Raw genomic sequence first — 25752 nt, 5'->3', positions numbered from 1 at the left:
TGGACGACTTGCAGTTACTGCAAATCCCGACAAAGGTCAATCTTGCCCGGATTCGGGGCCAATATTCCCAAGGTGTTCAGCGATCATGCGCCTTTACGTCATCAATCTTGGCCGCCGGTCCGATCGATGGGCATTCATGTCCGCGCAGCTTGCCGAACTGGGGCTTGAAGCGCGGCGCATCGAGGCCGTGGATGCGAGCAGGGAAGGGGAAGTCCTGCGCAGCCGCTTTGACGCGGGGGCGCTTGCGCGCGACTTTCCCGCAACGCTTGGGGATGTTGCCTGCACGCTGACCCACCAGTCGATCTGGCTACGAATTGCCGATGAGGGTGCGCCGGCGATCATTCTGGAGGACGATGCCCGGTTGTCCCCGGCGTTTGCGGAAATCGTGCGGCTGGACCTGGGGCGCATGATGCGCGAACACGACATGGGGGCGATAAAGCTGGAATACTGGCCCGGCCCCCAGAACAGCCGCCGGTTCGTCGCGGGGCGTGTCATGGCCGATCTGCCTTGGGGCATGCGGTTGTATCGTCTGCGCAGTACGTTCCTGGGAACGGCGGCTTATGCGATTTCGCCCCAGGGCGCAGCGCTGATGTGTCAGCGATTTCCGCGACTTGCGGTTCCGGTCGATCACGCCCTGTTCGGTCGCGAGGCCAATCTGGGCTTTCGCCTGCTGCGGCCGGGTTTCATCAATCCCGCACCTGTCTTGCATGACATCGCAGGGTTCAGCTCCGACATCGTCCCCCAGCGACGGGCGGAACGTCTGGCCGAGATGCCGCGCCCCTGGACCCGTCGCCTTCGCGACTGGGTCGTGCGTTCGCGTCTAGCGCGTGAAATCGCGCGCGGCGAATGCGCTCGGATCGAGATGCGCTTTGCCGATCAGCCCGACTAGCTGTGCATTTCCTTTGTCGCGGCAAGGCGCAGAGTGGGGAAGTCGCGCTCGATCCGGTCGATATCCCATTGCAGGCGCGTCAGATAGACGATGTCGCCGTCATTGTCATAGGCAATATGGCCCTTGTTGGCCGCGACGAACCGCTCCACGTCGGTCTTGGGTCCCGTAACCCAGCGGGCCGAGGTGAATTGCGATGCCTCGAAGCGCACCGGCAGGGAATATTCCGACTCGATTCGGCTTGCCAGAACATCGAATTGCAGCGCCCCCACGACGCCGACGATGAAGCCCGAGCCGATCGCCGGCTTGAAGACCTTGGCCGCGCCTTCCTCGGCGAATTGCATCAGCGCCTTTTCCAGGTGCTTGGCCTTCATCGGGTCGCCCGCGCGCGCGGTGCGCAGCAGTTCGGGCGCAAAGGATGGAATGCCGGTAAAGCGCAGGGATTCGCCTTCGGTCAGGGCATCGCCGATGCGCAGCTGTCCATGATTGGGAATGCCGATGATGTCTCCCGCCCAGCCTTCCTCGGCCAGTTCGCGGTCCGAGGCCAGGAACAGCACCGGGTTGGCAACCGTCATGGCCTTCTTCGAGCGTACATGGAACAGTTTCTGCCCCCGCTGGAAGTGACCCGAGGCCAGCCGGACAAAGGCGACGCGGTCACGGTGCTTGGGGTCCATGTTGGCCTGGACCTTGAAGACAAAGCCCGTGACCTTCTCCTCTTCCGGAAGGATCTGGCGTTCGGCTGCCTTTTGCGGCTGCGGCGGTGGGCCGTACTTGCCGATACCCTGCATCAGCTCTTTCACGCCGAACGAGTTGATGGCCGAACCGAACCAGATCGGCGTCAGATGGCCCTCAAGGAACGACTTGTGGTCAAAGGGCGGAAGCAATTCGCGCGCCATTTCCAGCTCGTCGCGCAGCTGCTCCAGAAGGTGGGGCGGCACATGCTCGGCCAGCTTGGGATCGTCCATTCCGTCAATGCGGATGGATTCAGCCACGCGATTGCGGTCGGCCCGATCCATGAGTTCAAGCCGGTCGTTCAGGATGTCATAGCAGCCGATGAAGTCGCGCCCCATGCCGATGGGCCAGCTTGCGGGCGTGACATCGATGGCCAGGTTCTGCTGGATCTCGTCGATGATGTCGAAGGTGTCGCGGCTTTCCCTGTCCATCTTGTTGCAGAAGGTCAGGATCGGCAGGTCGCGCAGGCGGCAGACCTCGAACAGTTTCCTGGTCTGGCTTTCGACGCCCTTGGCGCCGTCGATCACCATGATGGCGGCATCGACAGCCGTCAGCGTGCGATACGTGTCTTCCGAAAAGTCGCTGTGGCCGGGGGTGTCGACCAGGTTGAAGCGCCATTCCTGATAGTCGAACGACATGGCCGAGGCCGAGACGGAAATGCCGCGTTCCTGCTCCATCTTCATGAAGTCCGAACGGGTGCGCCGCGCTTCGCCCTTGGCGCGAACCTGTCCCGCCAGCTGGATGGCGCCGCCATACAGCAGGAACTTTTCGGTCAGTGTCGTCTTGCCCGCATCGGGGTGACTGATGATGGCAAAGGTGCGCCGCCGGGCAATCTCGGCGGGCAGGGTGGGGCGATTTGACAGATCGTTCGGCATGCGCGCGGATATACGCCGGGTGAAGGCGAAGGGGAAGCAGGCGCGTGGCCTTTTTTGCGGCCGTGTGAATGTTTCATGCTAGCCTTGCCGCATGACAACGGAAAGGCAACCACCATGACACTGAAAGATATTGCAGACAGGCTGGTCGATGGATGCCGCACCGGCAAGGAGCTGGAAAACCTGGGGCGGCTGTATCACCCCGACGCCATCTCGGTCGAGGCGGCCGACTATTCCGGCGAGGGTCGCGAGGTCAGGGGTATCGACGGGATCAAGGCCAAGCACGAATGGTGGAACTCTGCCTTCGAGCTGCACGACGCGGCTGTAGAAGGGCCGTTCCTGCACGGCGATGATCGTTTCGCCGTCATCTTTACGGTTGATGCGACAGAACGGGAATCGGGCAAGCGCATGAAGATGCGCGAGGTCGCGATCTATCACGTACCGGATGGCAAGATCACGCGCGAAGAATTCTTCGGAATCGGCTGATCGGATGACGCCCACCGCCGAACCTGTCCGCCGGGGGCAAGGCGCTTCAATGTGTGGCAATGTCTCCCAGCGCGCGGTGCAGGGCGCGGTCGAGTTCCTCGCGCCCGATCTCGGTGGCAAAACTCGCCTTGTGTGACAAGCCGGGAAACCGTTTGCGGATTTCGGCCGCCAGATCGGGCGGCAGACGCGACATCGTCGTCTCGCTGATCATCTGACTTTCGACCGGTATCCCTTCGGCATAAACGATTTCATGCCTGTCGAAGATCAGGCTGTAATAATCGACATAACCGCCCTCGCGACGGCGAATGCGATCGTCGTCCACGAGGTGGCGGGCCTGAACCAGCACCTCGGCGCAGCCGCCGACCCTGTCCGGCCCCCGTTGGTACAGGAAGATCCGGTGAAAGGGGCTGACCACAAGGTCACCCAGATTGCCCAGATGTTCGGACGGGATGACGACCGGCGCAAATGGACCCGCGGCGCGCAGCGTGACCTTGCCGATCCACCGGATGGCTTGGGCACCATGATCGCGGGTCAGCACGGTGTTGCCGACGCTCAGCCGCTCGACCGGTATCTGTGCTCCGTCGGGCAGGGTGATCCGTGTCCCCGCGGCGAATGCGGCACAGGCGATATCGGTCACGGGCAGATCGCTGACATCCTGCGCGATCTCGATCAGCGTATAGTCAAGCCGTGCGACCAGGGGCGACAGGGGCAGGATCATCTCCTGCGCCGAAGGCATGTGCCGCAGGACCAGCACCTGCACGGTGTCGCCATCCTCGGCCATGAGCATGACGCGGGCAAGCAGGCGCACCGGGTCTCCCGGGCTGCCAAGCTCGGATCCGACCGTGATCCGCTGGTCGCCGTTTTCCCCGGCTGTCGGGTTCAGGGCAAGTTGCAGGGCAACCGCATCCCGGGCAAGGCGGTAGATGTCGCCGGGTTCGCAGCATTCCGGCGCACCGATCGGGTCGCCAAGATTCGCCCCGACATGCACGCGAAAGGCCGTCGCCGCATAGACACGGGCAATGTGGGGCGGTGTCATGGGTGCGATGCCGGTCATGCAGTATCATCGGGCTGGGAGTGGATCGGTCGGACCCGAGTAGACCCAAGCCATGGCGCGCGTCAACGCGGCAGTGCAATACAGGCTTTCCTCGGGCGCTCTGCGCGCTATTGTTGCTTGAAAGGCAAGACGGAGCATCGAACATGGATCTTGGAATCGCCGGAAAACGCGCATTGGTCTGCGCCTCCTCCCGTGGACTGGGTCGGGGCTGCGCCGAAGCCCTGGCCGAGGCCGGGGTCGATCTGGTCATCAATGGGCGCAATGCCGACAGTCTGCAGCGCGCCGCGGACGAGATCGCTGCCCGCCATGGTGTCAGCGTGACGCCGGTCGCGGCAGACATCACCACCATCGAGGGCCGCGAGCAGGTTCTTCAGGCTGCGGCCGACGTGGATATCCTTGTCACCAATGCCGGCGGGCCGCCTCCGGGCATGTGGTCTGACTGGAGCCGCGAGGATTTCCTGAAGGCGATCGACGCCAACATGCTGACGCCGATTGCCCTGATGCAGGCGCTGTTGCCGGGAATGATCCAGCGTGGCTGGGGGCGCGTGGTCAACATCACGTCCAGTTCGGTCAAGGCGCCGATTCCCCAGCTGGGCTTGTCGAACACCGCCCGGACGGGGCTGACGGGCTTTGTCGCGGGCACCGCGCGCCAGGTTGCCCCGCATGGCGTCACGATCAACAACCTGTTGCCGGGCATCCATGCGACCGATCGCGCTGATGCGCTGGACGAGGCCGTGGCCAAGGCCGAAGGCATCACGATCGACGAGGCACGTGCCCGCCGGGCTGCGACGATACCGGCCCGCCGCTATGGTACGCCGCAGGAATTCGGCGCGATGTGCGCATTCCTGTGCTCGGTGCATGCGGGCTTCATCGTCGGGCAGAACATCCTTCTGGATGGCGGCGCAATCAACGCCACGCTGTGAAAACGGGAAATCCCGACCGCCCTGCCTTGCGGCGGGGCGGTCGCGTTGCTATCTGAGGGGGCAGAAAATCCGACCATAACAGTCAGGCACAACCTTGAGCAGCGCCCCTCCTAGACTGGAAGTCCGCAACCTTACCCGCCGGTTCGACGGCCAGACCGTGGTCGATGACGTCTCCTTCTCGATCGAGGCCGGGCAGGTCAGCTGTCTGCTTGGCCCATCGGGGTGCGGCAAATCCACCACGCTGCGCATGATCGCGGGCGTCGACATGCAGGACGAGGGCACCATCCATGTCGATGGCAAACTGGTCTGCGACACGGTCTTTCGCGTACCGCCCGAACGCCGCGCCATCGGGCTGATGTTTCAGGACTTCGCCCTGTTTCCGCATCTGACGGTGGCCGAGAATGTCGCCTTCGGACTGAAGGAGGGCGACCGCACACGCCGGGTCGAGGAGCTTCTGGAGCGCGTTTCCCTGTCGGGCTTCGGTCCGAAATACCCGCATGAGCTGTCGGGCGGCGAGCAGCAGCGCGTCGCTCTGGCCCGCGCGCTGGCGCCCCGGCCCCGTATCCTTCTTATGGACGAACCCTTTTCGGGCCTTGATGAAAGGCTGCGCGATGGCATTCGGGATGACACGCTGGAATTGTTGAAGGAGGAGGGCACCGCCGTCCTTCTGGTCACGCATGAACCGCATGAGGCAATGCGCATGGCGGACGAGATCCTGCTGATGCGCAAGGGCCGTATCGTCCAGCGTGGCGCGCCATACAATATCTATAATGCGCCCGTCGATCGTGAAGCGGCCGCTTTCTTTTCCGATATCAATGTCTTGCGCGGAACAGTTCAGGGGGCGCTGACGCAGACTCCATTCGGCGAGTTCCTGACACCCGGCCTGCCGGACGGGACCGAGGTCGATATCGTCATCCGGCCCCAGCACCTGAAGATCGATTTTGACCGCAATGGGCGCGGGCCCAATCCGACCCCGACCGATGGTGTGCCCGCCCGCGCCGTGGTCGAGCGCGCCCGCTTCATGGGGCGCGAGAGCCTGGTGGAGTTTCGCACCGATCCCGGGGGCGAGCGCCTCAAGGCAACCGTGCCCGCCGTGTTCCTGCCAAAGCCCGGAACGGTGATGTGGCTGATGATCCGACGCGATCGCTGTTTTGTCTTTCCTCGCAGGGACTGAGCCGTTCCGTCATGGTCGCGTGACGATGCGCGCAAGATAGTCCTCGACGCTTTTGCCTGGCTCGGGCAGGAATGCCCCGCCGTCATGCTTGACCGAACTGACAAGATCGACGCGAAAAACCTTGAAATCATTATGAGAGTCGCTCCAGGCGACCAGTGTCCATGCCTTTCCCCAGAACTCCAGGTGCAAGGGCCGTATGCGGATCGGATCGGCTTCGCCACAGGCCAGGCTGAGGGTCAGATGTTCGCGCAGCGCCCGACGGATGAGGCCCAGATGCGGGGCGGCGCGCGCGGCTTCGGGGCTGGAGAAGACAAACGTGTCGGCCCCGGTTTCGCTGGCGTCAAGCGGCGCGACGGCCGAAATGCGGGCTCGCAAAGTGGCCGCCGCGCGGGACAGGACCGGATCGGCCCCCGCCGCGACCAGTGCCAGCCCAAGCCGCAGGACTTCCATTTCGTCGCGGGACAGGGCGAGCGGCGGAAGCGTGATCGGGTCGCGCAGGACATAGCCCACGCCGCGTTCGCCATGAATGGGCAGCCCGCGCTCGGCCAGGGTTGCCATGTCGCGCCATATCGTGCGTTCGGAAACGCCCAGCTCGCGGGCAAGGTCCGCGGCGCGGTGCAGCTGTCCATCGCGCAGGATCTGAAGTAGTCGGAAGAGGCGGTCGTTTCGGGGCATTGGCCTTTCTCGTTCTGGCGGCAACTGACAGAATACTGTCAGGAGTGGCGGGGGCGCAACCATGGATCTGCCCTTGGTGGGCCATTTGCCGCTTTGAGAGGGCCGGGGTTGATACTAAATCCTGGTAGCCGAGATGCGGGCGCGCACGGCGCCCTAGGAGGAGAGAGACATGCTGAACAACATAGGGCTTCCCGGTCTGCTTTTGATCGCTGTGGTGGTTCTGGTCCTGTTCGGGCGCGGCAAGGTCTCCGCGCTGATGGGCGAGATCGGCAAGGGCATCACCGCCTTCAAGAAGGGCGTCAAGGAGGGTGCCGACGAGATCGAGCACGCCAAGGCGGACGAGGCGCGTGACGTCTCGCCGCAAGCGGACAAGGACAAGGTGTAATCCACCATTGGCCTGAAAGGACCGGCGCGGACCCATGTTTGACATCGGCTGGAGCGAACTTCTGCTGATCGGCGTCGTGTCGCTGATCGTCGTCGGGCCCAAGGATCTGCCCGCGATGTTCCGCACGCTTGGGCGCTTCACGGCCAAGGCGCGCGCCATGGGGCGCGAGTTCCAGCGCGCCATGGACGATGCGGCCAAGGAAACCGGCGTCAAGGAAACCGCTGATGAGCTGCGCAACATGACCTCGCGCAAGTCGCTGGGGCTGGATGCGCTGGATCGCGCCGCCGAAAGCTTCGAGAAGTGGGACCCGGCCAAGGCCTCGCGGCCGAAGGGGCCGGCGACCCAGGCGCTGGCCGATCGCAAGGCGGCCGAGAAGGCCGAGCGGACCGCACCGGCCAGGGCGGAACCGCGCGCCGAACCGGATCAGGGCTCTGACAAGGGCACGGCATGAGCACCGACGACATCGACGACACGACAGCGCCCCTGGTCGAACATCTGGCCGAGCTGCGCACGCGGATATTGTGGTCGCTTGCCGCCTTTCTGGTCGGCATGGTCATCTGCTTTTCCTTCGGCAGCGCGATTCTGGATTTTCTGTTGATCCCGATAGAAAAGACGATGCGCGATCTGGGCAATGAAAACCCGATCATGCAGTACACGGCGCCACAGGAATATTTCTTCACCCTGATCCGCATCTCGATGGTGGGGGGGCTGGCGCTGTCCTTCCCCGTGATCGCCTACCAGATGTGGCGGTTTGTGGCGCCGGGCCTGTATCGGAACGAAAAACAGGCATTTCTGCCTTTCCTGATCGCCTCGCCGGTCCTGTTCCTGCTGGGCGCGGCCTTTGCCCATTTCATCGTCGTGCCTCTTGCCATGCGGTTCTTCCTGGGCTTTGCGGATCTGCCGTCCTATTTTGCCGCTGCGTTCTCTGGCGATCAGGCGCCGGGGGAATCGCCGTCAACCGGGATCGACATCGTCTTCAACGGCAAGGTCAACGAGACGTTGGACATCACGTTGAAGATGATCGTGGCCTTCGGCCTGTGCTTCCAGCTGCCTGTGCTGCTGACGCTGATGGGAAAGGCGGGACTGGCCTCGTCGCGCGGGCTTCGGGCCGTGCGCAAATATGCGGTGGTGGGAATCCTGACCGTGGCCGCGATCGTGACGCCGCCCGATGTGACGACGCAGGTGATGCTGTTCAGCGTGGTCTATGGCCTGTACGAGATATCGATCCTGCTGGTTGCCTGGGTCGAGCGGAAAAAGGACGAAGAGGCTCGCAGGGACGGCATCATCGGCGAAAACGAAAGCCTGTTCGATGACCCGGACGAGGATGAAGTCCACTGATGAGGGATGATCTGCTGACCCGTATCGCCGAGGCGCTGGAACGGCTTGCGCCACAGCCGCCGCGCGATCCGGATTTCGCGCTGGCCGACGCCTTTGTCTGGCATGTTTCTCCCGAGCGTCTGGAGCCAGTGCCACAGGTTTCGCGGGTCGATCTGTCGCTGCTTGTCGGGGTCGAACGTGCACGCGACGCGCTGCTGGCCAATACGTTGCAGTTCGCGCGCGGATTTCCGGCCAACAATGCGCTATTGTGGGGCGCGCGCGGTATGGGCAAGTCCTCGCTGGTCAAGGCCGTCCATGCCGAGGTCCTGCGCCAGGGATTGCCGCTGAAGATCGTCGAGCTGTCACGCGAGGATCTGCCGTCGGTCGGACGCCTTCTGCATCACCTGCGAGCCGCGCGGCAGCACCGCTTCATCCTGTTCTGCGACGATCTGTCGTTCAGCCATGACGATCAACATTACAAGTCGCTGAAGGCCGTGCTGGATGGCGGGATCGAGGGGCGGCCCGAGAACGTGATCTTTTACGCAACCTCCAACCGTCGCCACCTCATGCCCCGAGACATGATCGAAAATGAGCGCTCGACCGCGATCAATCCGTCCGAAGCCGTCGAGGAAAAGGTCTCGCTGTCCGATCGTTTCGGCCTGTGGCTGGGGTTCCATCCCTGCAGCCAGGACGAATACCTGGCGATGATCCGCGGCTATTGCGATGCCTATGGTGTCGATATCGATGACGCCACGCTGCGCGCCGAGGCAATCGAATGGCAGGCCACGCGCGGAGGGCGCTCGGGCCGGGTGGCCTGGCAGTTCTTCACCGATCTGGCCGGGCGGCGCGGGATTCGCCTGAACTGATCCGGGACCCGATTGCGACGCGCATGATGCGCCCCCGGCCGCGCGCCGGGGGCTGTTTCATTTCAGATAGGGCGTGGGGTCCACGCTGTTTGCCCCTTCGCTGACGCCAAAGCGCAGGAAGGCGGGGTCGGTATTGGCAACCGTCGCGATCACCTGCCCGCGGCTGACCCGGTCGCCCTTCTTCACCTTCACATCGCCGACATTGGCATAGAAGGTCAGCAGGTTGCCTTCATGCCGCAGCACGATGACGGTGACTTCCTTCGTGTCCTTGGTGATGACCGCCACCTGGCCCGCTTCGGCCGCCCTGACGGGTGTGCCGGCTGCCGCGGCGATGTCGATGCCCTTGGTCTTTTCGGAATAGCCGCGGATGATCTTGCCCTGAACGGGCATCGCCAGCCGCGCGTTCGAGGCCGCGGTCTGCTGAGATCCCAGATCGGGCTGCTTCGGTTTTTCCACCGGCTTGGCCGCGGGCTCGGTCTTTTCCTGTGGCAAGGGCTTGGTGGCCGATGGCGGAACGGGGGTTGGCGATCCGGTGCCGGGCGGTGTCACGACCTGGGTGGGCGCGGGTGGCGTCGCCGTCGTGACGGGAATGATCAGCGTCTGCCCCTCGCGCAGCGCAAGATCGGGGCCAAGGCCGTTCCAGTCTGCCAATGCCTTCACGGGCACATTGTAAAGCCGCGCGATGGAATAGGCTGTCTCGCCACGCGCGACGCGGTGGCGAACGGGTTCGGGCGCAAGCGGGGCGCTGCTCGGCTGCGCGGCGGTGCCGGCTTGCCCTTCGGCCCGGTCAATCGCCGACGAGGCAATGGTCGTGACATCGATCCGGCCACCCGTGCCCGTACCAGAGGCCGGTGCGGTCGTCAGCTCGCCGGGTACGCGGACGGGCAGGGCCAGAACCTCGCCCGTGCGCAGGGGCGTGTCGGGCTGGATCGCGTTATAGCGGGCAAGCTCGCCGGGCGAGATGCCGATGCGGTTCGCGACGGTGGCGACCGTATCGCCCGGACGCGCGATTGCGATCTGGTAATTGGGATAGGTGATCACCCCGCGCGAATCCGGCTGCGGACGCGGCTGGGCCGCGCGAGCGGCGGCCGTGGTGTCCAAGCCGACGCTGCCGAAATTGCGCAGGTCGTAATCGAAATTGCCGTCGGATTCGCAGGCGGCCAGTGCAAGCACCGACCCGGCCAGGGCCATGGCGCGCAGCAGAGTTCCTTGGCGGGGATGGGTCATTGCTCGTTCCTCGTACTGTTCGCCCTTTGCGGGCGTTATGTGTTTGCCTGACCGGGTCTGTCTAGTCCTGCGCCACGCCCTCGATCAGCGGGACAAAGCGCACCGGCCGCAGCTCTTCGTAGTCATAGCCCGTTTCCAGCCGGCGGACCTTGATCAGATGCTGCACGGTATCGGACTGGCCGACCGGCACGACCATGATACCCCCGACCTTGAGTTGCGCCAATAGGGGGCCGGGCGGGTCCTCGGCTGCGGCTGTCACGATGATGCGGTCGAAGGGCGCCTGATCGGGCAGGCCGTGACTGCCATCGCCGACGATCGTGGTGATGTTGGTCAGATCCAGCTTGCGAAAGACCTCTTCGGCCTCGCGCACCAGGCGGCGATGGCGATCGACGGTATATACGCGCCGGACAAGCAGGCTGAGCACCGCAGCTTGGTATCCCGAGCCCGTGCCGACCTCCAGCACCTTGTCGCGCGGCCCCGGTTCGAGCGCCTGGGTCATCAGGCCCACGACGGAAGGCTGGCTGATCGTCTGGCCGCAGGCGATGGGCAGCGGCGTATCGTCATAGGCGCGCTCGGCAAAGATGCCGCGCACAAAGGCACCCCGGTCGATCTGCTCCATCGCCGTCAACACCCGCGAATCCGTGACGCCGCGCGATCGCAACGCGTACAGGAACCGCATCTTGCGTTCAGAGATGTCGTTCATCCCAGCCGCGCCTCGAGATCGGACAGAACGTCATGCGCCGTCAGATCGGCCCGCATCGGCGTGATCGAGATCCAGCCATCCAGGTTCACTGCCACATCCGTGCCGGGTGCCGTCGGCTTGTGCTGCGGGCCGCCGGTGATCCACAGGAACTTGCGCCCCGATGGCGAGATATGCGGCTCGACGCCAAAGAACGTATCCGTGCGATAGCCCTGCGCGGCAACCTTCATCCCCTTGACCCTGGCCGCGGGCAGGGGGGGGAAATTCACATTGTAGAACAGCCGATAGTCATCGCGGTCCCATATCGCGCGATCCAGCAGGCGGCGCACGACATCGGCGCCGTGGACGCGCGCGGCTTCGAATGGATCTTCCAGGTCCTGCGTCTCGGGCCCCATGAACTGGCTGAGAGCAATCGCCGGCACGCCTTGCAGCGCGGCTTCCATGGCACCGCCGACCGTGCCGGAATACAGCACGTTCTCGGCCGCGTTGTTGCCGCGATTGACGCCGGACAGAACCAGATCCGGCCGCCCGCCCTGCAACACGTCATAGATACCGGCCAGAACGCAGTCCGCCGGGCTGCCCTCGGCCGCATAGCGGCGCGGGGCCAACCGGGCGATCATCATCGGATGGGTATAGCTGATGCAATGCGCAACGCCGGATTGTTCGAAGGCGGGCGCGACGGTCCATACCTCGCCATCCGGGCCCGCGATCGCATTGGCGATTTCGGTCAGAACCTCGAGCCCCGGCGCATTGATGCCGTCATCGTTCGTGATCAGGATGCGCATGACCGTTTTCCCCAAGCCGGCCGGGCTGGCCGCAGGTTCTGATTAGACGACAGGGAAAGGCGCGTAAAGCCGCCGGATCACAGGGCGTCCAGGATCCGGCGCGCTTGAGATGCCGGGTCAGAGAGCTGCGCGCGATCCTCTCCGGGGAAGAAGCGGGCGCGGGTTGCCGTGGGCATGGGATCGGGGCGCGCAATGATGACGCGCGGACCGATCCGTTCGGATTCGGCTGCCCAGGCGCGCGCCAGCGCAATCTGTCCGGCCTTGGTCGCGGCATAGGTGGCAAAGAACTTTTCGCCCTCATGCGGGTCATCGAAGAACAGCGCCTTGCCGCCCGAGGCGCGCAGCAACGGTTCCAGCATCGGGATCAGCGAAGCCGTCGCCCGCATGTTGCATGCGACCGATCGGTCGAAATCCTTAGGGTCCAGATGGCCCGCGGGCGTCAGGGGGGCTGCGTGGATCGCGCAATGCGCCCAAAAGTCCAGCCGGCCCCAGCGCTCCATGATCGAACGCGCCAGATGGGCCATCGCTCTGTCATCGGTGATGTCGAGAGGTGCAAGCGTGGCGCTGCCGCCGGTCTCGCGGATGCGATCGTCCAGCTCTTCCAGCGCGCCAACGGTGCGGGCGACGGCCAGGACGTGATAGCCGCGCGCGGCCAGTTCGCGTGCCATGGCAAAGCCCAGCCCGCGAGACGCGCCGGTGACGAGTGCAATTTTCGTATCGGTATCGTTCATGCGGCCTGCATTGCCACCAGCCGCCGCGGATGACAACAACAATTCATTGACTTGACCGCGCCCTGCGGCAACATTGCGCGCGATGAAGAACCCCTAGGGAAGGATACAGTCGATGACGCTTGCAAAGGCTCTTGCGCCCTCGCAGTCGCTGCCCGTCCGCGCGCTTATGGTGCTGGGCGGGTCCTTGTTCATTGCCATCGCCGCGCAGATCTCGGTGCCGATGATTCCGGTGCCGATGACGCTGCAGACGCTGGCCATCCTGATCGTTGGCCTGACCTATGGCGCGCGGCTTGGCGCGGCCACCGTGCTGGCCTATCTGGTCGAGGGCGCGATGGGCCTGCCGGTCTTTGCCAATGGCGCGAATGGCGCGGCCTTCTTCGGCCCGACCGCCGGCTTCCTGGTCGGCTTTGTCTTCATGGCCTGGATGGTTGGCTATGCTGCCGATCGGGGTGTGCGCGGCGTGCTGGCGACTGCGGCTGTGTGCATTCTGGCCTCGGCGCTGCTCTACGTTCCCGGTGTGGCTTGGGCGATGGCTCTGGCCGAGCTTCTGGGTCTGGATGCCTCGAAATGGGGCGCGGACAATTTCGCCATGATCTGGCAGTACTACATGGCGCCGTTCCTGCTGGGCGATGCTGTGAAGGCGGTTCTGGCCGCGCTGGTCGTGTCCGGTGGCTGGGCTGCGCTGAAGGGGCGTCGGGCCTGACAGCCGAAAAGACGATGATTTCAGCGAACGCCGCCTTCGGGCGGCGTTTTGCTTTCGGCCTCTGGCCCGGTCGCATCGGCGTTCAGGCTGGAGCAGCTGCGGTGAAGATCGGCCAAGGCTGCTTCGCAAAGGCCCAGCGGCTCCCATTGGCATCCACGGCACAGGTTTTTCAGACTGCCGGGCGGCACATGGGCCAGAATGCGGGCTTTGGCCTCGCCCCAGGTCAGGATTTCACGCGGGGCAAGCCGCAGCGCGGCGGCATGGGCGCGGTCCAGAACACGAATGCGCGATTCGGTGGTGCAGGCACGGCCGATGCGTTTGGGGCAGGGGGCGCAAATGTCGTCCGCGGCACCGATGACCTGAATTTCCAGATCATCGCCACCCGGCGCCCGCAGCCGGCCATCCACGATCGCGGCCATGTTCGCGGTGAAGCGGTCCGAGTAGCCCTTGCCCTGGAATCCAAGCGCACACAGGAAGTGATGGGGTCGGAAGCGGATGGGCCTGTCGTCCTTGCGCGCTGCCACGCCGTCTGCGCCCACGGCTGTTCCCCTTACTCGGCTGCCTTGATCTGAAAGCCCTTGGCGATCTGATCCGAAGGGGCGATGGGATATTCACCCGAGAAGCAGGCATCGCAATATTGCGGGCATTCGCGATTGCGGCCCTGCGTTTCGCCGACCGCGCGATACAGCCCGTCGAGAGAGACGAATTTCAGGCTGTCCACGCCGATCCATTCCCGCATCTCCTCTTCGGACATCGAGGCGGCGAGAAGCTTGCTGCGTTCGGGCGTATCCACGCCATAGAAGCACGGCCATGCCGTGGGGGGCGAGGCAATGCGGAAATGCACCTCGGCCGCGCCGGCATCCAGGATCATGTCCTTGATCTTGCGGCTTGTCGTCCCGCGCACGACGCTGTCATCGACCAGAACGATCCGCTTGCCGCGCACGAGGGCGCGATTGACGTTCAGCTTCAGCCGCACGCCCATGTTGCGGATCTGTTCGGTCGGTTCGATGAAGGTGCGGCCCATGTATTGGTTACGCACGATCCCCATGCCAAAGGGAATGCCGGATTCGGCGGCATATCCGATCGCCGCCGGGGTGCCGGAATCGGGCACGGGACAGACCAGATCCGCCTCGACGGGGGCTTCGCGTGCCAGTTCGACGCCGATCTGGCGGCGCGTTTCATATACCGACCGGCCGCCAAGGATCGAATCAGGGCGCGAGAAATAGACATGCTCGAAGATGCAGAAGCGTGGCTTTGCGGGCGCAAAGGGGCGCGAGGAATGGATTTCGCCCTTTTCGATGACGACCATTTCACCGGGCTCGATCTCGCGGATGAATTCCGCGCCGATGATGTCCAGTGCGCAGGTTTCCGACGACAGGGCATAGCCTTCGCCGATGCGCCCCAGCACAAGCGGACGCACGCCCAGCGGATCGCGCACGCCGATCAGCTTGGTTCGTGTCATCGCGATGACCGAGAATGCGCCCTCGACATGGCGCAGTGCGTCCTTGATGCGTTCGGACAGCGTACGCTGCATCGATCGCGCCATCAGGTGGATGATGCATTCGCTGTCCGAGGATGACTGGAAGATCGCCCCGCGGTCGATCAGCTCGCGCCGCAGCTGGGCGGCATTGGTCAGGTTGCCATTGTGCGCAATCGCGCAGCCGCCGATCGAGAATTCGCCGAAGAAGGGCTGCACGTCGCGGATCGCCGTCGCGCCCTTTGACCCCGCGGTGGAATAGCGCACATGGCCGATGGCCAGGCTGCCGGGCAGGGTGGCCATGACATCGGTTCGGGTGAAATTGTCCCGCACATAGCCAAAGCGCCGGGCCGAGTTGAAGCCGTGTTCGGGGTGATAGCTGACGATACCGCCGGCCTCTTGTCCGCGATGTTGCAGTGCATGAAGACCAAGGGCGACGAAACTGGCCGCGTCGCTTACGCCGATGACGCCAAAGACGCCGCACTCCTCCTTCAACTTGTCGTCGTCGAAGGGGTGGCTCAGGAAGGGGCGCATGGGCCTGCTCCGAATCCGGGGATGCGTGTTCGGACTTTCATTTAGGCGTTTTGCGCCCGCGTGTCACGTCCTGGTTACCCGGCTGTTGTCACAATCTCGCACAGCTCAGTTGGACTGCGGGGGCGTGATCAGGGTGGGGCCGGCTTCCGTCTGGACCGGCGCGCCGCATGCGCCGACCAGGCCTTGGTAACGCTCCATGACCCAACGCGGGGCGTCCTCGGGCACGGCTTCGTTCAGGCGGTCCTGAACCGACGAGAAGGCGGCCGCGGAACGGGATTTCTCGACCACGGGGATCGTCGCGTCAGCCAGCACGCGGTCATAGACCACGAAGGCGATGGCCACCAGCAGCATGCCGCGCGCCACGCCGAAGAGAAATCCCAGCGCCTGATCCAGGCCGGAAAGCGCCGAATTGCGAACCGCGGACGAAAACAGCGGCGTGAAGATCGCCATCACGATCAGCGCCAGCGCAAACACGCCCGCAAAGGCCGCAACCATCGACAGCTCACAGCTGTCTCCCAGGAACTTGTCCAGAACCGGGATCTGGCTGACCAGCGGTTCGGCCTGTGGCGCAAAGGTATAGGCCACGATCGCGGCGATGACCCAGCCGGCGATTGCCAGAACCTCGCGCACGAAACCACGGCCATAGGCCAGGATCGCAGAAACCAGAATGACGACCGCCACCACGGCGTCAACGATGGTGAAACCTTCCATGCCCTCGCTCCTTGCTCAGCCGGCGGCGAATACGTCGCCAACGAATGTGATCAGGTCGGGCATCTTGCGCACCCGTATGCCCTGAACAGCGGTCTGCTTGCTTTTTTCCGGCGCAATCGCCTGTGTGAAACCAAGTTTTTGCGCCTCTTTCAACCTGTTTTCGGTTTGCGTGACCGGACGAAGCGCCCCCGAGAGGCTGATTTCGCCGAAAATGACCATGTCTGGCGGCAGCGCGACGTCCTCACGCGCGGACAACAGGGAAGCGGCCACGGCCAGATCGGCGGCTGGTTCGGTGACGCGCATGCCGCCGGCGACGTTGAGAAACACGTCAAGCCCGGCAAAGGGAATGCCGCAACGCGCTTCCAGCACCGCAAGTATCGTGGACAGGCGCGCCGCATCCAGCCCCACGACGGTGCGCCGGGGCGTCCCAAGCGGCGAGGGCGCGACCAGCGCCTGGATCTCGGTCAGCACGGGGCGGGTGCCCTCGATGCCGGCAAAGACGGCCGATCCCGGCGTCGCCTGGCCACGATCCGACAGGAACACGGCCGATGGGTTTGCCACCTCGCTGAGCCCCGCGCCGGTCATCTCGAACACGCCAATCTCGTCGGCGGGGCCAAAGCGGTTCTTGACCGCGCGCAGGATGCGGAACTGATGGCCGCGTTCGCCTTCGAAATACAGGACCGTATCGACCATGTGTTCGACCACGCGCGGGCCTGCAATCTGTCCATCCTTAGTGACATGGCCCACCAGGATGACGGATGTGCCGCGCCGTTTGGCGAAATTGACCAGCTCGTGCGCGGCGGCGCGCACTTGAGTTACCGAACCGGGGGCTGAATCGACGTTGTCCGCCCACATCGTCTGGATCGAGTCGATGATCGCAAGATCGGGGCGCAGCGCGTCCAAAGTCGTCAGTATGTCGCGCAACGAAGTTTCGGCCGCCAGTTGCACGGGCGCATCCGCAAGGCCCAGCCGGCGCGCGCGCATCCGCACCTGGGCGGCGGCCTCTTCCCCGGATACGTAAAGGCACGACAGGCCCTGCCGCGCGAAGGCTGCCGCGGCCTGCAGCAGAAGTGTCGATTTGCCGATGCCCGGATCGCCTCCGACCAGCGTTGCCGAGGCGGCCACCAGCCCGCCGCCCAGAACGCGGTCCAGTTCGGGCAGGCCCGACATCGTCCTTGGCGGCGGCTCTTCGGCCGAGGAAAGGCTGGACAGCGCAATCCTGCGTCCGCGGCCGGCGCCCAGGCCGGCCGTCCTTGGCCCGGCCGACAGGGGCGCCTCCTCGACGATGCTGTTCCACGCGCCGCAGGCGTCACAGCGCCCGGCCCATTTCTTGTGGACCGCACCGCAATCATTGCACACGAAGGAGGAGGAGGAAGACTTCGCCATGCATGTTTCCTGCACAACCGCCGCCCCGGTCGCAAGTGGCTTGACGCGCATCAATGCGCCTGCGTGTCTTGCATGCCATCACAGGCCACCCAAATCAGGGGCAGGTTGCAGTGCAAGGGAGGCAGGATCATGACGGCAAGGACATCGAGCCGGAAAGACGCCGGTACGGGTCGCACAAGCAAGCCTGCCGCAGGCGTCTTGCGCGACCCGATGCCCCAGCCCAGCCCCGAGGAGACGAGCGCGACTTCGGTTGCCACCGATACCTTTCTTCAGGATCTCGACCGCGGATTGAACGCCCAGATCGCGACCCTGACTGGCGGCCTTTCGCCGACCGCCCTGACGCAGGCCTGGGCCGATTGGGCGATGCATCTGGCACTGTCCCCGGGCAAGCAGATGCAGCTGGGGGCAAAGGCCGCGCGCAAGGCACAGCGCTATGCCGCCTGGCTGACAAGCTGTGCGCTGCGCACAGAGCAGACGGCGCCCTGCATCACGCCATTGCCACAGGACAGGCGTTTTGCCGACCCGGCATGGAATGCCTGGCCCTACAATGCCATGGCCCAGGGTTTTCTGCTGACACAACAATGGTGGCACAATGCGACCACGGGCGTGCGGGGTGTCACGCCGCAGCATGAGCGGGTCGTCGAATTCACCGCGCGTCAGATCCTGGATACATGGTCGCCCTCGAACTTTGCGTGGACGAATCCCGAAGTCGTGCAGCGCACGCTTCAGTCCGGTGGGCTGAACCTTGTCCGGGGCTGGAACAACCTGATGGCCGACACGCTGCGGACGATACGCGGCGAGAAACCCGCCGGGGCCGAAAACTATCGCGTCGGTGAAAACCTTGCCGTGACGCCGGGCAAGGTCGTGCTGCGCAATCGCCTGATCGAGCTGATCCAATATGCGCCGGCCACCGACAAGGTCAGGCCCGAGCCCATCCTGATCGTGCCGGCCTGGATCATGAAATATTACATCCTGGATCTTTCGCCGCACAATTCGTTGGTCCGGTATCTGACCGGGCAGGGCTTCACCGTCTTCATGATCTCGTGGAAGAACCCCGACGCAGGCGACCGCGATCTGGGGATGGAGGATTATCGCAAACTGGGCGTGATGGCCGCGCTGGACGCCGTGCAGTCCATCACGGGCGCGCCGAATGTCCACGCGATCGGCTATTGCCTTGGGGGAACGCTTCTGTCCATCGCGGCGGCCGCGATGGCACGCGACGGGGATGACCGGCTTGCCACGATGACCCTGCTGGCAGCACAGACCGACTTTACCGAGGCTGGTGAGCTGAAGCTGTTCATCAACGAGGACCAGATCGCGTTCCTCGAAGACATGATGTGGGAGAAGGGCTATCTGGAGACACGCCAGATGGCCGGCGCATTCCAGATGCTGCGATCGAACGATCTGATCTGGTCACGAATCCTGCGTCACTATCTGATGGGCGAGCCGCCGCGCATGAACGACCTGATGGCATGGAATGCCGATGCCACGCGGATGCCCTACCGAATGCATTCGGAATACCTGCGCAAGCTGTATCTGAACAACGATCTGGCCGAGGGCCGCTATCTGGTCGAGGGACGCCCCGTGGCCCTGCGCGACATTCGCGTTCCGATCCTCATGGTGGGCACCGAAAGCGATCACGTCGCCCCCTGGAGGTCGGTCTACAAGATGCACCTGCAGGCCGATACCGAGATCACCTTCATCCTGACCAATGGCGGGCACAATGCCGGCATCGTGTCCGAGCCCGGCCACCCGCGCCGCCACTACCGGATACGCAGGCAGACCGAATCCGACCAGTATCTGGACCCCGATCGCTGGCTGGCCGAGACGCCCGAACGCGAGGGGTCGTGGTGGCCTGAACTGGTCACGTGGCTTGCCGCGCATTCGGGGACCCCGGTTGCGCCCCCGCCAATGGGCAATGCCGAATATCCGGCGATGGAGGACGCGCCCGGGCGCTATGTCATGCTGCGATAGGCGCGGCGAGCGGTTGAAATTCGGACCAATTCATGCGCGCATGGCGCAATCTCCGCGCGGAAGGGACGTGAATGCAATTCATCGAGAACAGGACGTTCGACGAACTGGCCATCGGCGACAGCGCACGCCTGACGCGTCGTCTGTCGAACGCCGATCTGGATCTTTTCGTGCAACTCACGGGCGAAGCGAACCCGGCCCATATCGACCATGACTATGCGAAGTCGAGCCTGTTTCAGGGAATGATCGCGCATGGCATGTGGGGTGGCGTTCTCGTGGCCTCGGTCGTGGCGACCGAATTGCCCGGCCCGGGCACGCGGCTTGTCGGGCAGCGTCTTCGTTACCTGCGCCCCATCGGTCCCGGCGACCGGCTGGAAGTCGAGGTCGAGGTGATCGACAAGCAAGCTGCGGATCGGCGCGTGACCTTGCGCTGTGTCGGGCGGCTTGATTCCGGCGAGACGGCAATCGAGGGGGAAATCGAGGTCCTTGCCCCCGAAGCCAAGATCCGAAGACCGCGCGCGATGCCGGTCAACGGAGAGTTGCACGCGCCGGCCGCGCACTTTCACCAGATGATCGCGGCGACTCATGATCTGGCGCCGATCCGCATGGCTGTTGTCCACCCTTGCGACGCGCTCTCGCTGGGCGGCGCGATCGAGGCGGCCTCGCAGGGGATGATCCAGCCGGTTCTTGTCGGCCCGCGTGCCAGGATCGAGACGGCGGCAGAACAGGCCGGGCTGTCGCTGGACGGGGTCGAGATCGTGGATGCGCCACACAGCCACGCCGCCGCCGAGACGGCCGTTTCGCTTGCGCGTGCCGGCAAGGTGCAGGCGCTGATGAAGGGCAAGCTGCACACGGACGAACTGATGTCGGCGGCCGTCGCGCGCGACACCGGCCTGCGCACCGAGCGGCGGATGAGCCATATCTTTGCGCTGGATGTTCCGCATTACCCGCGGCTGTTGTTCGTGACCGATGCCGCGATCAACATCCAGCCCGATCTGGATACCAAGCGCGACATCGTGCAGAACGCCATCGATCTGGCCCATGCGTTGCGGATCGTCGAACCGCGCGTGGCGCTCCTGTCGGCGGTCGAGACTGTCTATACCAGGCTGCCCGCAACGATCGAGGCCGCGGCCCTGTGCAAGATGGTTGACCGGGGGCAGATCACGGGCGGCGTTCTGGACGGGCCGCTGGCCTTTGACAATGCGGTCTCGGAACGGGCGGCGCGGGCAAAGGGGATTGTCTCGCCGGTTGCGGGGCGGGCGGATATCCTTGTGGTGCCGGATCTCGAGGCCGGCAACATGGTTGCCAAGCAGCTGGTCTATCTGGCAGGCGCGGAATCGGCCGGGATCGTGATGGGCGCGCGGGTCCCGATCGTCCTGACCAGTCGTGCCGATGGCGTCCTGTCACGCCTGGCCTCGTGCGCAATGGCGCAACTGGTGGTCGCCCATGCGGTCCAGCTGCCGGGTTCAGTCTGAGCGGACCTGTCGCAGCGCGTGTGACACGAACAGGCTGGCCAGAACACAGCCGGTAAAGAGATAGAGGCCCCAGGCCGTTTCGACCCGGCCGATGCCTGCGCCCTTTGCCAGCACGATATACAGCGCGACCAGGAACACATCCGCCATCGCCAACCGGCCCAGCACATGCAACGCCGGCGCAAGGCGGGCCGAGGCGAGCCCGAACTGAACCAGCGCCGTGCCGATGACCTTCATCCACGGCACGAAGATGGCAAGAACGGTCACGACCAGCGCCAGCGCCGGATCGGTTTCCCAAAGCGATTGCAGCGCACTGATGACAGAAATCTCATCCAGCCCGAACAAGGGCAGCATCCCGGCCCGAAGCATCGGGGCGAACCAGGCAATGGGGAACAGAACCAACAGCGCAAGATTGACCAGCCGCAGCGCGTTTTCTCCGGCGCGCGTCATCGCACCGCCGGAATCGGGCCTTCCGCGCGGCCATGGATGAATTGCTGCACATAGGGGTCGGGCGTCGTGTCCAGCTCTTCGATTGGGCCGGTCCACTGGATGATGCCCTCGTGCAGCATCGCCACGCGGTCGGCGATCGCGCGGACCGAGCTCATGTCATGCGTGATCGTGATGGCGGTCGCGCCCATCTCGGACACGATCTCGCGGATCAGTTCGTTGATGACGCCCGCCATGATCGGGTCAAGGCCCGTCGTGGGTTCGTCAAAGAAGATGATCTCGGGCTCGGCGGCGATGGCGCGGGCCAATCCGACGCGCTTTTGCATCCCGCCCGAAAGCTCGGCCGGATACAGGTCGGCGACTTCCGGTTTCAGGCCAACGCGGCGCAGCTTCTCGATTGCGATCTCGCGGGCCTCGGCGCGCGGACGGCGGGAATGCCCGCGCAACAGACGGAAGGCCACATTCTGCCAGACGGGCAGGGAATCAAACAGCGCGCCCCCCTGAAACAACATGCCGAAGCGGGCCAGAAAGGCCTCGCGGTCGCTTTTCTCGACGTACAGGCCATCGATCAGGATCTGGCCGCCGTCCGGTGGCACCAGACCCAGAATACATTTCAGCAGGACCGATTTGCCGGTACCCGATCCGCCAATGATCACCATGCTTTCCCCCGCGGGAACGGTCAGGTTCACGCCGCGCAGCACATGGTTCGCGCCAAAGCTCTTGCGGATGTCACGCAGCTCGATCATGCGGAAAAGAAGACCTCTGTCAGGACATAGTTGGCGGCCAGGATCATCACCGAAGCCGCCACGACGGCCGATTTCGTCGCCCGCCCGACGCCCTGTGCGCCGCGTCCCGAATTCATGCCATGAAAGCAGCCCGACAGAGCAACGATGAAACCGAATGCCGCACCCTTCCACAGGCCCGAGACGACGTCGGAAAGTTCGAGGAATTCGCGTGTATTGGCCAGGTATGTCGCGGGGTTGAAGCCCAGCCGGTTCACCCCGACCAGATAGCCGCCAAGGATTCCGATGGAATCGCCGACGGCGACAAGAACCGGAACGGCAAGCGTTGCTGCCACAAGGCGCGGGGCCGTCAGGTATTTCATCGGATGCGTAGACAGCGTGACCAGCGCGTCGATCTGTTCGGTGACCTTCATCGTTCCGATCTCGGCGGCGATGGACGACGCCACGCGGGCCGCCACCATCAATCCACCCAGAACCGGCCCCAGCTCGCGCACCATGCCGATCGCGACGATCGAGGGCACGACCGATTCCGCGGAAAAACGCGCCCCGCCGGCATAGATCTGCAGCGCCAGCGCCCCGCCGGTGAACAGCGCGGTCAGGCCGACCACCGGCAGGCTGAGCCAGCCGATCTGGATCAAGGCATTCAGAAACTCGCCCGGATACCAGGGCGGGCGGAAGATATGGACCACGCCATTTGCGGCAAACATCGCCATGCGGCCGATGGCCGCGAGAGCGGCCAGTACCATGCGCCCGGCCATTCCAAGAGGTGTCAAAAGGGCGGTCATTCGGCCCCTCCGATATGCATTCTGCGATAGCGCGCGCCCAGCGAGGTCAGGATTTCATAGCCGATCGTGCCGGCAGCCCGTGCCAGATCGTCCACGCCCTGACGAGGCCCAAGAATGTCCATGCGGTCGGGAATTCCCGGCAGATCGGTCACGTCGGCTGCGATCATGTCCATCGAGACCCGTCCCACCAGCGGGCAGGGCGTGTCGCCGTCAAAGACGCGCGCGCGGCCCGACATCGCGCGGATCAGCCCATCGGCATAGCCCGCGCCAAGCGTTGCGATCCTGCGCCGCGCGGGCGCGGTCCAGGTATTCCCATAGCCCACCGTTTCGCCCGGCTCGACCCAGCGCGTCTGGATGACGGGAAGGGAGAGGCGCACGACAGGCCGCGCCTGCGCGAAGGGCATTCCGCCATACAGTCCGATCCCGGGGCGCGTCAGGTCGAACAGATAGTCGCGGCCCAGCAGGATGCCGCCGGTTGCCGCCAGCGAACGCGGGGCGTCGATTCCATTCGTCATGCGGCGAAAGACCGCAAGCTGGCGGGCATTCATCGCGTGGCCCGGTTCGTCGGCGCAGGCCAGATGCGACATGATCAGGGTTGGCCCGGCGCGGCTGGCCTCGGCCGACACGGCGCGCCATTCGTCTTCCTCGAATCCCAGCCGGTTCATTCCGGTGTCCAGCTGGATGCCGAACGGGTGGCCCGGCAGGGACTGGAAATGACGGGTCAGCTGTTCGGGCGAGTTCAGCACCGGGATCAGGCCGGCCTGCGCGATTGGCTGCGCATCGCCCTCCATATGTCCGGAAAGCACGAAGATCCTTGGCCCGTCGCCAAGGGTCGCCCGCAACGCGGCGCCCTCTTCGGCAAGGGCGACGAAAAAGCTGCGCGCTCCGGCGGCGGCAAGGGCGGGGGCCACGCGGTCCGCGCCCAGCCCATAGGCATCTGCCTTGACCACGGCGGCGGTCTCGGCCGGGCCCGAGGCGCGGGCCAAGGCGCGCCAGTTTTCGGCGATCGCGGAAAGATCGATATGGAGGTCAGCCTGTGCCATGCGCGCTGTTTTGGCAGCCGTCCCACGGCAAGGCAAGGGGGCGGGCGCGATCAGCTGCCCTCGGCCCCCTGTTGCCACGGCTTGATGAGGTTGCCAAAGCGCGTGAAGCGGCCGTCGAATGACAGCTCGACCGTGCCGATCGGGCCGTGGCGCTGCTTGCCGATGATGACTTCGGCCTTGCCATGGACCTGTTCCATGATCTCCTGCCACTTGGCCATGGCCTCGAGATCGTGGTCGGCGGGCTTTTCGCGTTCGCGGTAATACTCTTCGCGGAACACGAACATGACGACGTCGGCATCCTGCTCGATCGAGCCCGATTCGCGCAGGTCCGACAGCTGCGGGCGCTTGTCCTCGCGGTTCTCGACCTGCCGCGACAGCTGCGACAGGGCGACGACGGGGATGTTGAGTTCCTTGGCCAGAGCCTTCAGCCCCATCGAGATTTCGGCAATCTCCTGCACGCGGTTGTCGGTGCGTGACGTGCCGCGCAGCAGCTGAAGATAGTCGACAAAGACCACGTCCAGACCATGCGTCCGTTTCAGGCGCCGGCAGCGCGCGATCACCTGGTTGATCGGAAGGGCGGGCGTGTCGTCGATATACAGCGGGCAGGCCTCCAGCGCCTTGGCAGCCTCGACGAAGCGGCGGAACTCGGCCTCGGTCATGTCGCCACGGCGGATCTGTTCGCTGGGCACTTCGGACGCTTCGGACAGGATCCGCGCGGCCAGCTGCTCGGCCGACATCTCCAGCGAGAAGAATCCCACGACGCCGCCCGAGATCGCGCCTTCCGTCCCGTCGGGACGAATGCCTTTCTTGTAGGCCTTGGCGATGTTGAAGGCGATATTGGTGGCCAGAGAGGTTTTCCCCATCGAAGGCCGACCGGCAAGGATCAGAAGGTCGGAAGGGTGCAGCCCGCCCAGCTTCTTGTCCAGGTCGATCAGCCCGGTCGAGATGCCCGCCAGCCCGCCGTCGCGCTGATAGGCGGCAAGGGCGGTCTGAACGGCCTCGGTCGTGGCCTTCAGGAAGGACACGAAACCCTTTTCCGATGCGCCCTGTTCGGCAAGCTTGTAGAGGCGCTGTTCGGCTTGGGTGATCTGTTCGTTCGGGTCGTCATCGACCGAGATCGTCCGCGCCCGTTCGGTAATGTCCTGACCCAGCCGCATCAGCTCGCGCCGCACGGCGAGATCGTGGATCATCTGCGCATAGTCCCGCGCGGCGTAGGCCGAGATGGCCGCGCCGGCCAGACGCACCAGATAGGCCGGGCCGCCAAGGGCCTTGAGCCCTTCGTCATCCTCGAAATAAGCCTTCAGCGTCACGGGCGAGGCCAGCGCATTCTTCTGGATACGCGCGATGGCGACCTCGTAGATGCGCTGGTGAACAGGTTCGAAGAAGTGTTCGGGCTTCACCAGCGACGCGATGCGGTCATAGACGTCGTTGTTGGTCAGGATCGCGCCCAGCAACTGCTGCTCGGCCTCGATATTGTGCGGCAGCGCCTCGGTCGTGGGGGCGGGGTCGGCCGCCCGCAGAGTCGTCACTTCGGTCATGTCTGTCCCCTGTCCTTGGGTTCAGGGATATGCGCGATCAGCGACCGCCACGCAAATTGTATATCCCTGTGGATGACCTGTGGATAACCTGCGCCACCATATCTTGTGATGGCGTGGGGCATTCTGTCA

27 protein-coding genes are annotated in these 25752 nt (G+C 64.6%); 11 read left to right on the top strand and 16 right to left on the bottom strand.

Features of this window, described 5'->3' with window-relative positions; genetic code table 11:
• Positions 1-85: 85 nt before the first annotated feature.
• Entirely contained in the window at positions 86-889 is an 804-nt protein-coding gene (locus LV82_RS05050; RefSeq protein WP_170063355.1) for a glycosyltransferase family 25 protein, read from the top strand.
• Here the strand turns inward: LV82_RS05050 and LV82_RS05045 are convergent.
• Positions 886-2493 carry a peptide chain release factor 3 gene (locus LV82_RS05045; protein ID WP_104069616.1) on the bottom strand — a complete coding sequence of 536 codons (1608 nt, stop codon included), beginning with the start codon at positions 2491-2493 and terminating at the stop codon, positions 886-888. The genes LV82_RS05050 and LV82_RS05045 overlap by 4 nt on opposite strands.
• A 114-nt stretch (positions 2494-2607) precedes the next feature.
• Between LV82_RS05045 and LV82_RS05040 the strand changes: the two genes are divergently transcribed.
• Positions 2608-2976 (top strand): nuclear transport factor 2 family protein, encoded by a 369-nt coding sequence (locus LV82_RS05040; RefSeq protein ID WP_104069615.1) that lies wholly within the window; start codon positions 2608-2610, stop codon positions 2974-2976.
• A gap of 46 nt (positions 2977-3022) precedes the next feature.
• On the opposite strand, the gene LV82_RS05035 is transcribed toward LV82_RS05040, so the two are convergent.
• A complete protein-coding gene (locus LV82_RS05035) occupies positions 3023-4030 on the bottom strand; it encodes a Hint domain-containing protein (protein ID WP_104069613.1) in 1008 nt (335 codons plus the stop codon).
• Positions 4031-4173: 143 nt separating this feature from the next.
• Here LV82_RS05035 and LV82_RS05030 point away from each other — a divergent pair, with 143 nt between their 5' ends.
• Positions 4174-4953: an SDR family oxidoreductase gene (locus LV82_RS05030; RefSeq protein WP_104069612.1), complete on the top strand. Its 780-nt coding sequence runs from the start codon at positions 4174-4176 to the stop codon at positions 4951-4953.
• 94 nt (positions 4954-5047) lie between these two features.
• Positions 5048-6127: an ABC transporter ATP-binding protein gene (locus tag LV82_RS05025; protein WP_104069610.1), complete on the top strand. Its 1080-nt coding sequence runs from the start codon at positions 5048-5050 to the stop codon at positions 6125-6127.
• A gap of 9 nt (positions 6128-6136) precedes the next feature.
• Here LV82_RS05025 and LV82_RS05020 read toward each other — a convergent pair whose 3' ends face one another.
• Positions 6137-6802, bottom strand: coding sequence for a helix-turn-helix transcriptional regulator (locus LV82_RS05020; protein ID WP_170063354.1), 666 nt, complete (start codon positions 6800-6802; stop codon positions 6137-6139).
• Between the two features lie 169 nt (positions 6803-6971).
• Between LV82_RS05020 and LV82_RS05015 the strand changes: the two genes are divergently transcribed.
• Genes LV82_RS05015 through LV82_RS05000 form a run of 4 tightly spaced genes read left to right on the top strand, consistent with a single transcriptional unit; the run spans position 6972 to position 9370 of the window.
• Positions 6972-7187 (top strand): twin-arginine translocase TatA/TatE family subunit, encoded by a 216-nt coding sequence (locus tag LV82_RS05015; protein ID WP_104069608.1) that lies wholly within the window; start codon positions 6972-6974, stop codon positions 7185-7187.
• A gap of 34 nt (positions 7188-7221) precedes the next feature.
• The gene (gene tatB, locus LV82_RS05010) at positions 7222-7638 is read left to right on the top strand and encodes a Sec-independent protein translocase protein TatB (RefSeq protein ID WP_104069606.1); all 417 of its coding nucleotides are present in this window, start codon (positions 7222-7224) and stop codon (positions 7636-7638) included.
• Positions 7635-8525 (top strand): twin-arginine translocase subunit TatC, encoded by an 891-nt coding sequence (gene tatC, locus LV82_RS05005; protein WP_104069605.1) that lies wholly within the window; start codon positions 7635-7637, stop codon positions 8523-8525. The genes tatB and tatC overlap by 4 nt, the downstream gene beginning before the upstream one ends.
• Positions 8525-9370 (top strand): ATP-binding protein, encoded by an 846-nt coding sequence (locus tag LV82_RS05000; protein ID WP_104069603.1) that lies wholly within the window; start codon positions 8525-8527, stop codon positions 9368-9370. Before tatC ends, LV82_RS05000 begins: the two co-directional genes overlap by 1 nt.
• 57 nt (positions 9371-9427) lie before the next feature.
• Here LV82_RS05000 and LV82_RS04995 read toward each other — a convergent pair whose 3' ends face one another.
• The 4 genes from LV82_RS04995 to LV82_RS04980 form a co-directional block, all read right to left on the bottom strand.
• A complete protein-coding gene (locus LV82_RS04995; RefSeq protein ID WP_104069602.1) occupies positions 9428-10597 on the bottom strand; it encodes a LysM peptidoglycan-binding domain-containing protein in 1170 nt (389 codons plus the stop codon).
• A gap of 61 nt (positions 10598-10658) precedes the next feature.
• Positions 10659-11300, bottom strand: coding sequence for a protein-L-isoaspartate(D-aspartate) O-methyltransferase (locus LV82_RS04990; RefSeq protein WP_104069600.1), 642 nt, complete (start codon positions 11298-11300; stop codon positions 10659-10661).
• Positions 11297-12082 carry a 5'/3'-nucleotidase SurE gene (gene surE, locus LV82_RS04985; protein WP_104069599.1) on the bottom strand — a complete coding sequence of 262 codons (786 nt, stop codon included), beginning with the start codon at positions 12080-12082 and terminating at the stop codon, positions 11297-11299. Before surE ends, LV82_RS04990 begins: the two co-directional genes overlap by 4 nt.
• 77 nt (positions 12083-12159) lie before the next feature.
• Positions 12160-12813: an SDR family NAD(P)-dependent oxidoreductase gene (locus tag LV82_RS04980; RefSeq protein ID WP_104069597.1), complete on the bottom strand. Its 654-nt coding sequence runs from the start codon at positions 12811-12813 to the stop codon at positions 12160-12162.
• Between the two features lie 112 nt (positions 12814-12925).
• On the opposite strand from LV82_RS04980, the gene LV82_RS04975 reads away from it, so the two are divergent.
• The gene (locus tag LV82_RS04975; RefSeq protein ID WP_104069596.1) at positions 12926-13516 is read left to right on the top strand and encodes a biotin transporter BioY; all 591 of its coding nucleotides are present in this window, start codon (positions 12926-12928) and stop codon (positions 13514-13516) included.
• Positions 13517-13536: 20 nt separating this feature from the next.
• On the opposite strand, the gene LV82_RS04970 is transcribed toward LV82_RS04975, so the two are convergent.
• From LV82_RS04970 to radA, 4 genes are all read right to left on the bottom strand, one after another.
• Positions 13537-14055: a DUF1284 domain-containing protein gene (locus tag LV82_RS04970; protein ID WP_245873070.1), complete on the bottom strand. Its 519-nt coding sequence runs from the start codon at positions 14053-14055 to the stop codon at positions 13537-13539.
• 11 nt (positions 14056-14066) lie between these two features.
• Positions 14067-15527: an amidophosphoribosyltransferase gene (gene purF, locus LV82_RS04965; RefSeq protein WP_104069594.1), complete on the bottom strand. Its 1461-nt coding sequence runs from the start codon at positions 15525-15527 to the stop codon at positions 14067-14069.
• Positions 15528-15632: 105 nt separating this feature from the next.
• Positions 15633-16238 carry a CvpA family protein gene (locus tag LV82_RS04960; protein ID WP_104069593.1) on the bottom strand — a complete coding sequence of 202 codons (606 nt, stop codon included), beginning with the start codon at positions 16236-16238 and terminating at the stop codon, positions 15633-15635.
• Positions 16239-16253: 15 nt separating this feature from the next.
• Complete coding sequence (gene radA, locus LV82_RS04955; protein ID WP_104069797.1) at positions 16254-17624, bottom strand: DNA repair protein RadA; 1371 nt, start codon at positions 17622-17624, stop codon at positions 16254-16256.
• 129 nt (positions 17625-17753) lie between these two features.
• Between radA and LV82_RS04950 the strand changes: the two genes are divergently transcribed.
• Positions 17754-19598, top strand: a complete 1845-nt coding sequence (locus LV82_RS04950) for a PHA/PHB synthase family protein (protein ID WP_211289167.1) — start codon at positions 17754-17756, stop codon at positions 19596-19598.
• Positions 19599-19669: 71 nt separating this feature from the next.
• The gene (locus tag LV82_RS04945; RefSeq protein WP_104069590.1) at positions 19670-21070 is read left to right on the top strand and encodes a bifunctional enoyl-CoA hydratase/phosphate acetyltransferase; all 1401 of its coding nucleotides are present in this window, start codon (positions 19670-19672) and stop codon (positions 21068-21070) included.
• Here the strand turns inward: LV82_RS04945 and LV82_RS04940 are convergent.
• The 5 genes from LV82_RS04940 to LV82_RS04920 are packed head-to-tail and all read right to left on the bottom strand — an operon-like array spanning position 21062 to position 25623.
• Positions 21062-21517 (bottom strand): paraquat-inducible protein A, encoded by a 456-nt coding sequence (locus LV82_RS04940; RefSeq protein WP_104069589.1) that lies wholly within the window; start codon positions 21515-21517, stop codon positions 21062-21064. The genes LV82_RS04945 and LV82_RS04940 overlap by 9 nt on opposite strands.
• Positions 21514-22260 (bottom strand): ABC transporter ATP-binding protein, encoded by a 747-nt coding sequence (locus tag LV82_RS04935; RefSeq protein ID WP_104069588.1) that lies wholly within the window; start codon positions 22258-22260, stop codon positions 21514-21516. Before LV82_RS04935 ends, LV82_RS04940 begins: the two co-directional genes overlap by 4 nt.
• Positions 22257-23042 carry an MlaE family ABC transporter permease gene (locus tag LV82_RS04930; protein ID WP_170063353.1) on the bottom strand — a complete coding sequence of 262 codons (786 nt, stop codon included), beginning with the start codon at positions 23040-23042 and terminating at the stop codon, positions 22257-22259. The genes LV82_RS04935 and LV82_RS04930 overlap by 4 nt, the downstream gene beginning before the upstream one ends.
• Positions 23039-24085, bottom strand: coding sequence for an alanine racemase (gene alr, locus LV82_RS04925; RefSeq protein ID WP_104069586.1), 1047 nt, complete (start codon positions 24083-24085; stop codon positions 23039-23041). The genes LV82_RS04930 and alr overlap by 4 nt, the downstream gene beginning before the upstream one ends.
• A 50-nt stretch (positions 24086-24135) precedes the next feature.
• Positions 24136-25623: a replicative DNA helicase gene (locus LV82_RS04920; RefSeq protein ID WP_104069585.1), complete on the bottom strand. Its 1488-nt coding sequence runs from the start codon at positions 25621-25623 to the stop codon at positions 24136-24138.
• Between the last annotated feature and the right edge of the window lie 129 nt (positions 25624-25752).

The sequence above is a fragment of the Albidovulum inexpectatum genome, assembly GCF_002927635.1.
Lineage (GTDB): Bacteria > Pseudomonadota > Alphaproteobacteria > Rhodobacterales > Rhodobacteraceae > Albidovulum > Albidovulum inexpectatum.
This window is presented reverse-complemented; position numbering and strand designations above follow the sequence as displayed.

Coding starts and splice junctions, on each gene's coding strand:
- LV82_RS05050 (WP_170063355.1), top strand. CDS start 86: ATGCGCCTTTACGTCATCAATCTTGGCCGCCGGTCCGATCGATGGGCA.
- LV82_RS05045 (WP_104069616.1), bottom strand. CDS start 2,493: ATGCCGAACGATCTGTCAAATCGCCCCACCCTGCCCGCCGAGATTGCC.
- LV82_RS05040 (WP_104069615.1), top strand. CDS start 2,608: ATGACACTGAAAGATATTGCAGACAGGCTGGTCGATGGATGCCGCACC.
- LV82_RS05035 (WP_104069613.1), bottom strand. CDS start 4,030: ATGACCGGCATCGCACCCATGACACCGCCCCACATTGCCCGTGTCTAT.
- LV82_RS05030 (WP_104069612.1), top strand. CDS start 4,174: ATGGATCTTGGAATCGCCGGAAAACGCGCATTGGTCTGCGCCTCCTCC.
- LV82_RS05020 (WP_170063354.1), bottom strand. CDS start 6,802: ATGCCCCGAAACGACCGCCTCTTCCGACTACTTCAGATCCTGCGCGAT.
- LV82_RS05015 (WP_104069608.1), top strand. CDS start 6,972: ATGCTGAACAACATAGGGCTTCCCGGTCTGCTTTTGATCGCTGTGGTG.
- tatB (WP_104069606.1), top strand. CDS start 7,222: ATGTTTGACATCGGCTGGAGCGAACTTCTGCTGATCGGCGTCGTGTCG.
- tatC (WP_104069605.1), top strand. CDS start 7,635: ATGAGCACCGACGACATCGACGACACGACAGCGCCCCTGGTCGAACAT.
- LV82_RS05000 (WP_104069603.1), top strand. CDS start 8,525: ATGAGGGATGATCTGCTGACCCGTATCGCCGAGGCGCTGGAACGGCTT.
- LV82_RS04995 (WP_104069602.1), bottom strand. CDS start 10,597: ATGACCCATCCCCGCCAAGGAACTCTGCTGCGCGCCATGGCCCTGGCC.
- LV82_RS04990 (WP_104069600.1), bottom strand. CDS start 11,300: ATGAACGACATCTCTGAACGCAAGATGCGGTTCCTGTACGCGTTGCGA.
- surE (WP_104069599.1), bottom strand. CDS start 12,082: ATGCGCATCCTGATCACGAACGATGACGGCATCAATGCGCCGGGGCTC.
- LV82_RS04980 (WP_104069597.1), bottom strand. CDS start 12,813: ATGAACGATACCGATACGAAAATTGCACTCGTCACCGGCGCGTCTCGC.
- LV82_RS04975 (WP_104069596.1), top strand. CDS start 12,926: ATGACGCTTGCAAAGGCTCTTGCGCCCTCGCAGTCGCTGCCCGTCCGC.
- purF (WP_104069594.1), bottom strand. CDS start 15,527: ATGCGCCCCTTCCTGAGCCACCCCTTCGACGACGACAAGTTGAAGGAG.
- LV82_RS04960 (WP_104069593.1), bottom strand. CDS start 16,238: ATGGAAGGTTTCACCATCGTTGACGCCGTGGTGGCGGTCGTCATTCTG.
- radA (WP_104069797.1), bottom strand. CDS start 17,624: ATGGCGAAGTCTTCCTCCTCCTCCTTCGTGTGCAATGATTGCGGTGCG.
- LV82_RS04950 (WP_211289167.1), top strand. CDS start 17,754: ATGACGGCAAGGACATCGAGCCGGAAAGACGCCGGTACGGGTCGCACA.
- LV82_RS04945 (WP_104069590.1), top strand. CDS start 19,670: ATGCAATTCATCGAGAACAGGACGTTCGACGAACTGGCCATCGGCGAC.
- LV82_RS04940 (WP_104069589.1), bottom strand. CDS start 21,517: ATGACGCGCGCCGGAGAAAACGCGCTGCGGCTGGTCAATCTTGCGCTG.
- LV82_RS04935 (WP_104069588.1), bottom strand. CDS start 22,260: ATGATCGAGCTGCGTGACATCCGCAAGAGCTTTGGCGCGAACCATGTG.
- LV82_RS04930 (WP_170063353.1), bottom strand. CDS start 23,042: ATGACCGCCCTTTTGACACCTCTTGGAATGGCCGGGCGCATGGTACTG.
- alr (WP_104069586.1), bottom strand. CDS start 24,085: ATGGCACAGGCTGACCTCCATATCGATCTTTCCGCGATCGCCGAAAAC.
- LV82_RS04920 (WP_104069585.1), bottom strand. CDS start 25,623: ATGACCGAAGTGACGACTCTGCGGGCGGCCGACCCCGCCCCCACGACC.